General features: G+C 65.0%; 12 protein-coding genes. 4 read left to right on the top strand and 8 right to left on the bottom strand.

All coding sequences use genetic code 11. The features are described from left to right. Positions 1 to 529 precede the first annotated feature (529 nt). Positions 530 to 1303: a helix-turn-helix domain-containing protein gene (locus tag ACQR1E_RS10240; RefSeq protein WP_315717055.1), complete on the bottom strand. Its 774-nt coding sequence runs from the start codon at positions 1301 to 1303 to the stop codon at positions 530 to 532. Positions 1304 to 1503: 200 nt separating this feature from the next. On the opposite strand from ACQR1E_RS10240, the gene ACQR1E_RS10235 reads away from it, so the two are divergent. The 4 genes from ACQR1E_RS10235 (at position 1504) to ACQR1E_RS10220 (ending at position 6152) form a co-directional block, all read left to right on the top strand. Beyond that, positions 1504 to 3771 (top strand): marine proteobacterial sortase target protein, encoded by a 2268-nt coding sequence (locus ACQR1E_RS10235; protein WP_434843325.1) that lies wholly within the window; start codon positions 1504 to 1506, stop codon positions 3769 to 3771. Positions 3772 to 3871: 100 nt separating this feature from the next. Beyond that, the gene (locus ACQR1E_RS10230) at positions 3872 to 4441 is read left to right on the top strand and encodes a class GN sortase (RefSeq protein WP_434896986.1); all 570 of its coding nucleotides are present in this window, start codon (positions 3872 to 3874) and stop codon (positions 4439 to 4441) included. Positions 4442 to 4554: 113 nt separating this feature from the next. Next, entirely contained in the window at positions 4555 to 5271 is a 717-nt protein-coding gene (locus tag ACQR1E_RS10225) for a DUF1614 domain-containing protein (RefSeq protein ID WP_315751140.1), read from the top strand. 56 nt (positions 5272 to 5327) lie between these two features. Further along, entirely contained in the window at positions 5328 to 6152 is an 825-nt protein-coding gene (locus tag ACQR1E_RS10220; RefSeq protein ID WP_434896985.1) for an MlaD family protein, read from the top strand. Positions 6153 to 6181: 29 nt separating this feature from the next. On the opposite strand, the gene ACQR1E_RS10215 is transcribed toward ACQR1E_RS10220, so the two are convergent. The 7 genes from ACQR1E_RS10215 to urtA all read right to left on the bottom strand — a co-directional run bounded on the left by ACQR1E_RS10215 (position 6182) and on the right by urtA (position 13156). Continuing rightward, a complete protein-coding gene (locus ACQR1E_RS10215) occupies positions 6182 to 6523 on the bottom strand; it encodes an FmdB family zinc ribbon protein (protein WP_434896984.1) in 342 nt (113 codons plus the stop codon). Between the two features lie 98 nt (positions 6524 to 6621). After that, complete coding sequence (gene fmdA, locus ACQR1E_RS10210) at positions 6622 to 7851, bottom strand: formamidase (protein WP_315827910.1); 1230 nt, start codon at positions 7849 to 7851, stop codon at positions 6622 to 6624. A 36-nt stretch (positions 7852 to 7887) separates the two neighbouring features. Further along, on the bottom strand, positions 7888 to 8577 hold the full coding sequence (urtE, locus tag ACQR1E_RS10205; protein ID WP_315751136.1) for an urea ABC transporter ATP-binding subunit UrtE: 690 nt from the start codon (positions 8575 to 8577) through the stop codon (positions 7888 to 7890). A gap of 204 nt (positions 8578 to 8781) precedes the next feature. Continuing rightward, entirely contained in the window at positions 8782 to 9537 is a 756-nt protein-coding gene (gene urtD / locus ACQR1E_RS10200; protein ID WP_315751135.1) for an urea ABC transporter ATP-binding protein UrtD, read from the bottom strand. A gap of 10 nt (positions 9538 to 9547) precedes the next feature. Beyond that, entirely contained in the window at positions 9548 to 10687 is a 1140-nt protein-coding gene (gene urtC, locus ACQR1E_RS10195) for an urea ABC transporter permease subunit UrtC (RefSeq protein ID WP_315751134.1), read from the bottom strand. 39 nt (positions 10688 to 10726) lie between these two features. Further along, positions 10727 to 11653: an urea ABC transporter permease subunit UrtB gene (gene urtB, locus ACQR1E_RS10190; RefSeq protein WP_316165667.1), complete on the bottom strand. Its 927-nt coding sequence runs from the start codon at positions 11651 to 11653 to the stop codon at positions 10727 to 10729. Positions 11654 to 11893: 240 nt separating this feature from the next. Next, positions 11894 to 13156 carry an urea ABC transporter substrate-binding protein gene (gene urtA, locus ACQR1E_RS10185; protein ID WP_316187897.1) on the bottom strand — a complete coding sequence of 421 codons (1263 nt, stop codon included), beginning with the start codon at positions 13154 to 13156 and terminating at the stop codon, positions 11894 to 11896. Positions 13157 to 13271 lie beyond the last annotated feature (115 nt).

Raw genomic sequence — 13271 nt, 5'->3', positions numbered from 1 at the left:
GGTACCTGCCGCCTGCATTCTTTTCGCAGGCGGGCCATGGGTGAGGCCTTCACCCGGCATTCCCTGCGCCCTCTGCACTTTCAGGAGGGACGAACCGGTCGCATAGCTCGGGCGTCACCCGCCGCGAGACTGTATCTTTGTGCCCCTCTTTCACAATTTCCGAGCGTTGCTGAGACCCGAATTGCTCGCAACGTTCGCGCTGTTTGAGATGTGAATCCGATCTCCCCTCCCGTCGTCCCGGACAAGCCGTGACGTGCGCCAGCACGCCGCGGCGCCGATCCGGGACCTATACGCCGCAGCAGACATGAGGGGCGAGATGCTCATGACTATCCTGCCTCAACCCACGCCCTATGGTTATGGATCACGGCGTTCGCCGGGATGACGGGGGTGCGTTGAGGCGATGCCGCCCCCCCCCAACATGCTCCGTCATTGCGAGTGAAGCGAAGCAATCCAGGCTGAGTGCGAGACTCTGGATTGCTTCGTCGCTTCGCTCCTCGCAATGACGGTGGTGAGTTTTGCGCCCAACACGTCACGGCACGCCCTGCACGAACAGCGCGAACGGCTCCTCGACCGTCTTGCGCAGGTGCTCGCGATACAGCGGGTAGTGCCGGTCATCCGCGCCGAGCCGGCCGAAGCTCGGCTCATCGACATTGCGCAGCGGCAGCAGCGCGATCGGCGCGGCGATCGGTGTCAGCAGCGAGCCGCGGCCGGCGAGCAAGGTCGTGATGATGCCGTACATCTCGCCGGTAATGGTGGGACGCGACACCGTGATCAGCCGGTGCTGGCCGTGGCGGTTGGTGACGAGGTAGACGAAGCCGGACTGGTTGGGCACGGCGACCTCGCCGAACTGCGTGAACGCCGCATCGAGCCGCGCGCCCTCGCGAAACACCAGCGACGACGCCGCATCGTCCCAGACGATGTCGGTGCGGTACGCATAGACGGCGTCCTTGTCGCCGAATGACGGCCGCAAGGTGACGTAGGTGCCCTCGATCCACTCCACAGCCCGCCGCGAATAGGAGCCGAGGCTGTCGGGCGCAATGCCGCCGCTTGCGGCAGGTGCGGCGAGAGGTGCACTCGGCGGCTTGCGCAGGGACATGCCGAGCGCCTGCTCGAGCCGGACGATGGTAGCGAGCGTGAACGGGCGGCGGCCGCCGAGGGCCTTCTCCAGGGTCGAGAGGCTCAGCTTGGCCTGCTCCGCCAGCGCCTGCCGCGACATCCGGCGCCGCGCAATCTCCTCGCGGATGGTCTCCGCGACCTGCCGGCTCTGTTCGTCGGAAAGCTCGCTGTTGTCCGGTATCGACATCCTGTCCCCTGCCGCGTGGTGCGCACCTCTTCTAGCAGACGGACAAATCAGCACAAACCCGGACAGATCAGCCGCGCTCTCGACCACCACCGGACATGCGCGGGCGGGCGGCGGCCGAACAAGACCGACCATTCCGCTCGCGGCGCTGGCGGGCTGCGCTCAGTGTCGGCATGCCGAAATTGTTCGTTGCGGAGCCAATGATGAGCGAGACGATGGACCACGATATCAGAAGCAGCACCCATCCGGTCCGGTCGTGGATCGTGACCATGCTGCTATTCCTGCTGCTGCAGGCCGCCGCCGTGCTGCTGGTCGGCTTCACGGCGCTGTTTCTCAGCGTCACCCCTGGCTGGTCCGCCGAAGGGCCGCTGGCGCCGCTGACCAGGCCGGGCGATGCCCGCTCCGGGGCGCTGCTGTTCAAGAGCGACGCCGGTTACGCCGAGGCGCCGCGGCTCGGCATCGACGTCGATATCGTCGTGTCGGGGCCGACGGCGCGGGCGCGCGTGACGCAACTGTTCAAGAACACGAGTTCGCAATGGATGGAGGCGGTCTATGTCTATCCGCTGCCGCCGGACAGCGCGGTGGACACGCTGAAGATGATCGTCGGCGACCGCGTCGTGGTCGGCGACATCAAGCCGCGCGAACAGGCCAAGGTGATCTACGAGCAGGCCAAGCGCGACGGCAAGACCGCGGCGCTGACCGAGCAGGAGCGGCCGAACATCTTCACCAACTCGCTCGCCAATATCGGCCCCGGCGAAACCGTGCTGGTGCAGATCGAATATCAGCAGCCGGTGGCGCAGGCGGCCGGCGAATTCTCGCTGCGGGTGCCGCTGGTCGTCGCGCCGCGCTACAATCCGGCGCCGATCGTGCAGAGCGTCGATTTGCGCCCTGATAGCAACGGCTGGGGCGCCGCTGCGAACGATCCGGTACCGGACCGCAAACGCATCTCCCCGGAGGTGCTCGATCCGGCCAAGAATGATCCGGTCAATCCAACCAGGATCGCGGTGCGGCTGCAGGCCGGCTTTGCGCTCGGCGAGGTCAAGAGCCACCATCACCAGGTGACGATCGACAGCCCCGATGCGAAGACGCGAGTCGTCACCCTGGCCGAGGGCGTGGTGCCGGCCGACCGCGACTTCGAGCTGACCTGGAAGCCGGCCGCTGCGACGATGCCGTCGGTCGGGCTGTTTCACGAGCAGGTTGGCGACGCCGACTATCTGCTCGCCTTCGTCACGCCGCCGGCGGTGGCTGCAACGGCGCAGCGCCCGCAGCCGCGCGACGTCATCTTCGTGATCGACAATTCCGGCTCGATGGGCGGCACCTCGATCCGCCAGGCCAAGGCCAGCCTGCTCTATGCGCTGGGACGGCTGCAGCCGAACGATCGCTTCAACGTGATCCGCTTCGACGACACCATGACGGTGCTCTTCCCCGCCTCGGTGCCGGCCGATGCCGAGCATGTCGGCAGCGCCACCAGCTTCGTGAGTTCGCTGGACGCGCGCGGCGGCACCGAGATGGTGCCGGCGATGCGCGCGGCGCTGACCGATGATGGCAGCGACGGCGACCGCGTGCGACAGGTGGTATTCCTCACCGATGGCGCCATCGGCAACGAGCAGCAGCTATTCGAGACCATTACCGCAATGCGCGGCCGCTCGCGCATCTTCATGGTCGGCATCGGCTCGGCGCCGAACACCTATCTGATGACCCGCGCCTCAGAGCTTGGCCGCGGCGCCTTCACCCATATCGGCTCGGTCGAGCAGGTCGAGGGGCGCATGCGCGATCTCTTCGCCAAGCTCGAGAACCCGATCGTGACCGGGCTCAGCGCGAGCTTCTCGGAGGCCTCCGCCGATCTCACGCCAGCCGTGCTGCCGGACGTCTATCGCAACGAGCCGCTCGTGCTCGCCGCCAAGATCGACCGTCTCGCCGGATCGCTGCAGCTCAAGGGCCGCATCGGCGACCAGCCATGGACCATCACGTTGCCGCTGTCCGGCGCCGCCGAGGGCAAGGGCCTCTCAAAGCTGTGGGCGCGGCGCAAGATCGGCGACGCCGAGGTGGCCAGGACCATGCGGCAGATGACGCCGGAGGAAGCCGACGGCGCCATTCTCAAGCTGGCGCTGGAGCATCAGTTGGTGACGCGCCTGACCAGCCTCGTCGCCGTCGACAAGACGCCGCGCCGTCCCGACGGCGAGCCGCTGAGGCTCGCCGAGTTGCCGATCAACCTGCCGGCCGGCTGGGACTTCGAGAAGGTGTTCGGCGAGCACGGCCGGGTGCCGGCAATGCAGAACGAGCGCCGCGCTGAGGCCGACGGCGACGTCCAGCTCGCCGCGGTGAAGCGACCGGTGGTGCCAGCGTCGCCCGCGACGATCACCCTGCCGAAGACGGCGACCGATGCCGAGCTGAGCATGCTGCTCGGGTTGGGCGTGCTGATGCTCGAACTGATCTGGCTCGTCGCGATCAGGCGACGAGTTGCCAACTAAGGAGCACGTCGTTGCGAGCGAAGCGAAGCAATCCAGGGCTCAGGACCCGACTCTGGATTGCTTCGTCGCTTCGCTCCTCGCAATGACGGGAGGAGAGAGAATGCCCCGCTTCGTCACCCCGCTCGCCGTCGCGCTCGTCGGTCTCATCCTGTTCGGCCACGGCGCCTTCATCCACGCCAAGGCCGTTCTCGCGCAAGTGCTGCTCGACCGCGCGTTCAGCCAGACCGTTGCGACCGGCCATGCCGCCAAGCCCTGGTCCTGGGCCGACACGGTCCCGGTGGCGCGCATCGAGGTGAAGCGCCTCGGCGTCTCCACCATCGCGCTGGCCGGCTCCAGCGGCCAGGCGCTCGCCTTCGGTGCCGGCCATGTCGAAGGCAGCGCCGAGCCGGGCGAGCCGGGCGTCGCGGTGTACTCCGCGCACCGCGACACGCATTTCCGCTTCCTGCGCGACATCAAAATCGGCGAAGAGATCGACATCGTCAGGCGTGACGGCAAGACGTTCCGCTATCGCGCCGACGCCGCCCGTGTGGTGCGCTTCGATGCCTCGGGGATCGATCCAGGGACCGAGAGCGCCGAACTGGTGCTGTCGACCTGCTGGCCATTCGACGCCCTGACACCGGGGCCCGAGCGTTATGTGCTGCACGCCACAATGATCGCTGCGGGCAAATGAACACGAGCATGGCCGCTCTCGGGAACCAGGCGACGAATGCCCATTTGTCACCCTGCCGCTCCCGTGGGATGATCCCACGGGCTCAGCAAGGCTCACACCCAAGCGCTTCCGACATGCATTCCCAGGTCCAATATCTGCCAATCACGCCGGTCTTCTTCGCCATCCTGGTGCTGGCGTTCGGCGTCCTGATCGTCCTGATCCAGCTCGGCATCCTGCGCTACGCCTACATGAAGCTCGGCGTCAGCTCGGGCACCGCGATGCTGCTGCTGTTCGGCTCGCTGGTCGGCAGCTATTTCAACATTCCGATCACCATGCTGCCCGGGCAGGTCGCGCGCTCCGGCGAGATCATCGACTTTTTCGGCATGCAATATGTCGTGCCGCTGGTGCATCAATGGCCCGGCACCCTGCTCGCTGTGAATGTCGGCGGCGCCGTGATCCCGACGATCATGTCGACCTATCTCATGCTGCGCTACCAGCTCTGGCTGCGCGCCGCGATCGCGGTGCTGGTGATCGCCGTGATCATCCACGCGATGGCGACGCCGGTGGAGGGCGTCGGCATCGCCGTGCCGGTCTTCGCGCCGGTCGTCGTGACCGCGATCCTGGCGTTCCTGCTGTCGCGCGAATATGCCGCGCCGCTGGCCTATATCGGCGGCTCGATGGGCACGCTGGTCGGCGCCGACCTGATGAACCTCGACAAGATCGGCAGCCTTGGCGCGCCCGTGGCCTCGATCGGCGGTGCCGGGACGTTCGATGGCATTTTTCTCACCGGTATCCTGGCGGTGCTGCTGGCCGGCCTCGCCGCGCCCTCCCGGCCGGGCCTTGCGCGCTGAGCTTTCAACCGGGAGACATAGCGGCTAAAATCGAGCGAGACAGCAGTGGGCACGGAATGCGCGCGATCAATCTCATCGTGGGAACCCTGACGATCGCGGCCGTCGCGGCCGGGATCAGCGGCGTCCTGATCAAGCAGAAGCATCGCCTTGCCGAGCAGCGCAGCATGATGCGCGTCGTGTTCGACGGCGGCTCGGCGGCGGGCCTGCGCAAGGGCGGGCCGGTGAATTTCGACGGCGTGCAGGCCGGGCAGATCCTGTCGATCAATCTGGAAAGCCCGCGCAAGATCGTTGCCATGATCACGCTCGACAAGTCCGCGCCGATCCGCAAGGACACCACCGCCGGCATCGAGTTCCAGGGCCTGACCGGCATCGCCGCGATCTCGCTGGTCGGCGGCGCGCCGACGGCACCGCCGGTGCCGCTGGATCGCGACGGCGTGCCGGTGCTCACGGCGGACCTGAAGGATCAGGAGACGATGGTCGAGACGGTGCACAACATCGACAAATACGTCGTCAGCAACGCACCGGCCATCAAGGAGGCGCTGCAGACCTTCGAGTCCGAGACGGCCTCGCTGCAGGCCAAGACCGCGGCGTTCGACTCCGCGATCGACAAGGCCGAGGACATCTTCAAGGGCTTCGACACGCTCGTGACCAAGATCGACGGCGCCATTCCCGGATTTGCCGACGGCAATCCCGGCCAGCTGTTCGACCAGATCAAGTCGATGCGCGAGCTGGTCGACGGCTTCAAGCGCAAATCTGCCAAGGTGATCGACGACAGCCGCAAGACGCTGGTCGACATCAGCGACGGCGCCAACGCGATGACCGTCAAGTTCGGCGGCCAGCCGGCGGGTCCGGGTCCGCGCCGCGTGCCGGCGTCACGCTGAGGGGCGGACGCGCCGCCCCTCGCGTTCGTTCAGTGGCTGATCATCCAGGGCCGCGCCGTCGGAAAGCCCTTGGCGCCGCTCCTGGTCTTGGTCATCAGCCGCGGCGATTTCTTAGGCCCGCAGCAGCCGCAGCCTGCACCGTGTTTGGCCTTGTACTCGGCCACCGTCTGCGGCGCGTGACGGCTGCGCTCGTTGGTGGCATGCGCCGTGCACCGCTCCGCCGGCATGCAGGCGAAGGCGGGCGCGGTGAGGATCACGCGCGGCGCCATGTCCTGGCATTGCGGACAGACCTGCGGATCATCACATTCCGCCATCGGACGCATGTCCGTGAACGGACCGCATGCATCACAGAGATATTCATAGACCGGCATCGTCTCGTCTCCTGCGCAACAATCGTCATCAACTCACGCGCGGCGGATGCGGGGCGGCGAATACGCTGCCGTCCCGCACCCATCGCGCAGGGAGATCGTTATTTGTCCGGCGAGATCGGCATCTGGATGTCGCCCTTGATGTGCTTGATCGGACCCGCCGACGACGGCATCACGTCGAAGTCGAAGATCTCGGTCGGCAGCCACAAGGTGGCGCAGGCGTTGGGCACGTCGACCACGCCGGAGATGTGGCCCTGCACCGGCGCGGTGCCGAGGATCGAATAGGCCTGGGCGCCGGAGTAGCCGAACTTCTTCAGGTACTCGATGGCGTTGAGACACGCCTGGCGATAAGCGATGTGGACGTCCAGATAGTGCTGCTTGCCGGTCTCATCGACCGAGATGCCCTCGAAGATCAGGTAGTCGCGATAATTGGGCGTGATCGGCGACGGCTTGAAGATCGGGTTCTTGATGCCGTACTTCGCCACACCATCCTTGATGACGTCGACCTTGATGTGCAGCCAGCCCGCCATCTCGATGGCGCCGCAGAAGGTGATCTCACCGTCGCCCTGGCTGAAGTGCAGGTCGCCCATCGAGAGGCCGCCGCCGGGCACGTAGACCGGGAAGTAGATCTTCGAGCCGCGCGACAGGTCCTTGATGTCGCAATTGCCGCCATGCTCGCGCGGCGGCACGGTGCGGGCGCCCTCGGCGCCGATCTTGGCCTTGACGTCGCCCTTGGCCTGGCCGGCATGCGCGGTCGGCGCGAACGGCGGGTTGGCGAGACCGGGCACACGGGTCGGGTTGGTGGCGATCAGCGCATTCTCACGCTCGTTCCAGGTCGCGAGCAGCTTCGGATCGGGCAGACAGCCGATCAGGCCGGGATGGATGAGGCCAGCGAAGTTCACGCCGGGCACGTGGCGCGACGAGGTGTAGAGGCCCTTGATGTCCCAGATCGACTTCTGCGCCAGCGGGAAATGGTCGGTCAGGAAGCCGCCGCCGTTTTGCTTGGAGAAGAAGCCGTTGAAGCCCCACAGGCTCTCCTTCAGCGGACCGACATCGAGCAGGTCGACGACCAGGAGGTCGCCAGGCTCGGCGCCCTTGACGCCGATCGGGCCGGACAGGAAGTGCACGATCGACAGGTCGATGTCGCGCACGTCGTCGGCGGAGTCGTTGTTCTTGATGAAGCCGCCGGTCCAGTCATAGGTCTCGATGATGAAGTCGTCACCCGGATTGACCCACTCCACCATCGGAATGTCAGGGTGCCAGCGATTGTGCACCTTGTCGTTCTCGTAGGCCGATTTGGTCAGATCGACCTTGATCAGTGTGTCAGGCATCAGAAGCTCCCCTTGTTACTTGCTTGCACGGAGTGGTTAGACGGACAGATATTTCGAGACCTGCGCAGCATCGACCTGGTCGCGCGGATCGTCGCGGACGATCTCGCCGTTCTCGATCACCAGCACGCGGTCGGCGATGTCGAGCGCAAAGCTCAGCACCTGCTCGGAGACGACGATCGACAGCCCCTTCTCGTCGCGGATGCGCTTCAGGGTGCGCGCCATCTCCTTGATGATCGACGGCTGGATGCCCTCGGTCGGCTCGTCGAGCAGCAGCACCTTCGGCTTGGTGGCGAGCGCGCGCGCGATCGCGAGCTGCTGCTGCTGGCCGCCGGAGAGATTGCCGCCACGGCGTCCCTTCATCTCCAGCAGCACCGGGAACAGCTCGTAGATGTCGCCGGGCACCTCGGACCCGCCGGACACGACGAGCCCGGTCTCGATGTTCTCCTTCACCGTCATGGTCGAGAAGATCATGCGGCCCTGCGGCACGTAAGCGAGGCCCTTGGCGACACGCTCATAGCTCTTCAGGCTTGCGAGCTCGGCGCCGTCCATCGCGATCGAACCGCTCTTGGCCGGAAGGATGCCCATCAGCGACTTCATCAGCGTGGTCTTGCCCATGCCGTTGCGCCCCATGATCGCAACGATCTCGTTGGGCGCGACCTTGACGTTCAGGCCATGCAGCACCTCGCTCTGGCCATAGGCGACATGGAGATCGGAGATTGCGAGCATCGGATATCTTCCTATGCAAGAGGGAGTGAGACGGCCGATCGAGCGGCATTGGCACTAAGCTCCCTCCCCCCTTGTGGGGGAGGGTTGGGGAGGGGGGTGGCTCCGGGCGAGACTGCCCGTGTGGACCCCCACCCCCGACCCCTCCCCGCAAGGGGGAGGGGGGCGCAGCGAGGGTGTGGATCGAGCGATTTCCCGAGCATCGGCTCAGTGCCCCAGATAGACTTCGACGACCTTGGGGTCGTTCTTGACTCGCTCCATCGTCCCTTCGGACAGGATCTGGCCCTGGTGCAGCACGGTGACCTTGTGAGCGATGTCCTCGACGAACTTCATGTCGTGCTCGATCACCAGCACCGAGCGGTCCTTGATGATGCGATTCAGCAGCTCGGCGGTCTTGGCGCGCTCGCTGACGCTCATGCCGGCGACGGGCTCGTCGAGCATCAGAAGGTCCGGGTTCTGGATCAGCAGCATGCCGATCTCGAGCCACTGCTTCTGACCGTGGCTGAGCACGGCCGCCGAGGTCTTGAGACGATCCTTGAGGAAGATCATCTCGGCGACCTCCTCGACGCGATCCTTGACTGCGGCGTCACGCTGGAAAGTCAGCGAGCCGAAAACGGTGCGACCGCGCGGAAACGAGATCTCGAGATTCTCGAACACGGTGAGATCCTCGAACACCGACGGCGTCTGGAACTTGCGGCCGACGCCGGCCTTGACGATCTCGTTCTCGCGCAGCTTCGTCAGCTCCTTGCCGCGGAACTGGATCGAGCCCGAGGTCGCCTTGGTCTTTCCGCAGATCAGGTCGAGCACAGTGGTCTTGCCTGCGCCGTTCGGGCCGATGATCACGCGGATCTCGTTCTCCTCGACATAGAAGGAGAGATCGTTGACCGCCTTGAAGCCGTCGAACGACACGGTGAGCGCTTCGACCGCGAGCAGGAATTCCTTGGGCTGATGACCGATGAGCATCGCTGTGTCCTCACTCTGCGGGGGCGCCGTTGGCGACGAGGCCGCCATTGCCGGATTTCTTGGTGCGGGAGGCCAGTAGCTTGTCGATGCGCGGCTGCACGTAGTCGCCCCAGATGCCGGCGAGGCCGTTTGGGAAAGCGAGGACGACGGCGATGAACAGCGCTCCCAGGCCAAACAGCCAGAGCTGCGGGAACGTCTCCGAGAGGCTGGTCTTGGCAAAGTTGACGAGGAGCGAGCCGTAGACCGCGCCGAAGATCGAGAGCCGGCCGCCGACCGCGGTGTAGATCACCATCTCGATCGACGGCACGATGCCGACGAAGGACGGCGACATGAAGCCGACTTCCAAGGTGAACAGCGCGCCGCCGACTGCGGCGAACACGGCGGCCGCGCAGAAAGCAAAGATCTTGAAATTGGCGACGCTGTAGCCGGAGAAGCGGACCCGGTCCTCCTGCTCACGCATCGCCACCAGGATGCGGCCGAGCTTGGTCAGCCGGATGAACTGGGCGACGAGGATCGCTGCGAACAGGAAGAACACCTCGACGAAGTAGAGGATGTACTTGGCGTGGTCGGTGCGGATGTCCCAGCCGTGCAGCGTGCGCAGGTCGGTGATGCCGTTGATGCCGCCGGTGTAGCCCTGCTGTCCCACGATCAGGATCGTCATGATCGCCGCGATCGCCTGGGTGATGATTGCGAAGTACACGCCGCCGACCCGCCGCTTGAACATCGCAGCGCCGATGATGAAGGCGAAGATCGCCGGCACCAGGATGATCGCGGCGAGCGCGAACGGGAAGCTCTGGAACGGCTTCCAGAAGAACGGCAGCTGCGTCAGCTGATTCCAATCCATGAAGTCCGGAATGCCCGGCGTCGACTGGATCTTGGTGTTGGCGACGCTGGAGGCTTCCAGCTTGAGGAACATCGCCATGCAGTAGCCGCCAAGGCCGAAGAACACGCCCTGCCCGAGGCTGAGAATGCCGCCATAGCCCCAGCACAGCACCAGGCCGATCGCGACGAAGGAATACGTCAGATACTTCGCGACGAGGTTGAGGCGGAAGATGTCGAGTGCCAGCGGCAGGATGACGACGAGCAGCAGCAGCAGCGAAGCGAAGCCGATGAGCTCGGAGCGGTTGAAGAAGCGCGTGTTGATGATCATGACCGTGCCTTCTGATTCCCTATTCCCTGCGCGTTTCGGCTATTTGCGGACCTTCAGGGCAAACAGCCCCTGGGGGCGCAGCATCAGGATCGCGACGATCGCCAACAGCGTGAGCACCTTGGCCATCGAGCCGGACATGAAGAACTCCATGGTCGACTGCGCCTGGGAGATGGTGAAGGCCGATGCGATGGTACCGAGCAGGCTGGCGGCGCCGCCGAACACGACGACCAGGAACGTATCGACGATGTAGAGCTGTCCGGCGGTCGGACCGGTCGAGCCGATCATGGTGAAGGCGGAGCCGGCGACCCCGGCGATGCCGCAGCCGAGGCCGAAGGTGTAGCGGTCGACTTTCTCGGTGTTGATGCCGACGGCGCCCGCCATGACGCGGTTCTGCACCACAGCGCGCACCTGCTTGCCCCAGCGCGACAGGAACAGCACGTAGGCCACGACGATCGTGATCAGGATGGTCAAGCACATCACGAACATGCCGTTGATTGGGATCTGGATGGCGTCGGTCGCCTGCCAAGAGCCCATCATCCAATCCGGCAACTCGACGCCGACCTCGCGCGCGCCGAACACGGAACGATAGGCCTGCTGCAGGATCAGGCTGAGACCCCAGGTGGCGAGCAGCGTGTCGAGTGGCCGCCTGTAGAGACGGCGGATCATCGCCCACTCGACCAGCATGCCGAGGGATCCGGAGGCGATGAAGGCGAAGATCATCGCGACGAAGAAGTAGCCAGGAAACAACGAGGGCAGGAAATGCTGGAAGGCGTTCGACGTCATCCAGGTGACGTAGGCGCCGAGGATCATGAACTCGCCATGCGCCATGTTGATGACGCCCATCTGGCCGAAGATGATGGCAAGCCCCAGCGCCATCAGCACATAGACCGAAAACAGGATGAGGCCCGCGAAGCCCTGCATCGCGAAGATGGCCCCGAGGTCGCCGATGGAATAGTCACCGAACATGATCCGTCCTCTCGTGATGCCCTGCTGCAAAATGGATCGGCGCCGGCACAGTGTGTCCGCAGCCAAGATCGCTCCCCCCCCCCTTGTGGGGGAGGGCTAGGGAGGGGGGCCTCCGCGCCGAGCTGCGGGTGGGGTACCCCCCTCCCCAGCCCTCCCCCACAAGGGGGGAGGGAGCGCACTTCCCGCGCAGCAGCATCAGCGATCTCATTCGCCTGTTGCTATGAGACGCGACAGATCAGCTCACTGGTAGCCCTTCGGAAACGGATCGGGCTCGACCAAGTCGGCGGTCTCGTAGATCAGCTCATACTGACCATCCGCCTTGGCGCGGCCGACGCGGGTCTTGGACCAGAGATGGTGGTTCTCGTGGATCCGAACGTAGCCTTCCGGCGCGCCCTTGAACTCGATGCCAGGCGAGGCGGCGGCGACCTTGTCGATGTCGAAGCTGCCGGCCTTTTCCACCGTCAGCTTCCACAGCCACGGACCGAGGTAAGCGGCTTGCGTCACGTCGCCGATGACGGTCTTCTCGCCCCACATCTTCTTGAATTCGGCGACGAAGGTCTTGTTGTTCGGATTGTCGAGCGACTGGAAGTACTTCATGCAGGCGTAGGCGCCCGCGATGTTCTCGCCGCCGATGCCGTCGATTTCGTCCTCGGTCACGGAGATGGTGAGCAGCGTCTGCTTCGACATGTCGATGCCGGCCGCCTTGAGCTGCTTGTAGAACGCGACGTTGGAGCCGCCGACGATGATCGCGTAGATCACGTCCGGCTTGGTCAGCTTGATCTTGTTGATGACCGAATTGAACTGGGTGTGGCCGAGCGGGAAGTATTCCTCGCCGACGACCTTGCAGCCCTGCAGATGGCCCTCGATGTGCTTGCGCGCGATCTTGTTCGAGGTGCGCGGCCAGATGTAGTCGGAGCCGAGCAGATAGAAGGTCTTCGCGCCCTTGGTCTTGTTGACCCAGTCGAGGCCGGCGATGATCTGCTGGGTGGCTTCCTGGCCGGTGTAGATGACGTTCTTGGACTGCTCGAGGCCTTCGTAGAAGGTCGGGTAGTATAGCATGCCGTTGTACTGCTCGAACACCGGCAGCACCGCCTTGCGGGAGGCGGAGGTCCAGCAGCCCATCACGGCGGCGCATTTGTCGTTGACCAGCAGCTTCTTCGCCTTTTCGGCGAAGGTCGGCCAGTCGGACGCGCCGTCTTCCTGGATGTACTTGATCTTGCGGCCGAGCACACCGCCCGCGGCATTGATCTGCTCGATCGCGAGCTTCTCGGCCTGCACTGACCCGGTCTCGGAGATCGCCATGGTGCCTGTGACCGAATGCAGAATACCGACGGTGACTTCGCTATCCGTGACTGCAAGGCCGGTAGTGTTGACAGCGGAGGTTGCGGGGCCGGCGCCGAAGGACGGCCGCGGCATCATGGCCAGCGCCGGGATCGCGGCCATTCCCATCAGCAATTGGCGCCGAAGCGGCGACTTCAGGCCCTTTTTCGTTTCGTCTGACATGAGCACCCCATTTATTTGGTTCGAGGACACGCGTTGGGTCAGACGAAGGATGGCGCGCTTTGTGCAACGCACGGATACGCAAGATTGCGTATACTGCACCGCAAAAGCGCGACGT

Origin of the sequence: Bradyrhizobium sp. HKCCYLRH1030, from assembly GCF_051168395.1 — a bacterium.
Lineage (GTDB): Bacteria > Pseudomonadota > Alphaproteobacteria > Rhizobiales > Xanthobacteraceae > Bradyrhizobium.
The sequence above is the reverse complement of the archived record's forward strand: the minus strand, read 5'-3'. Positions and strand labels throughout refer to the sequence as shown.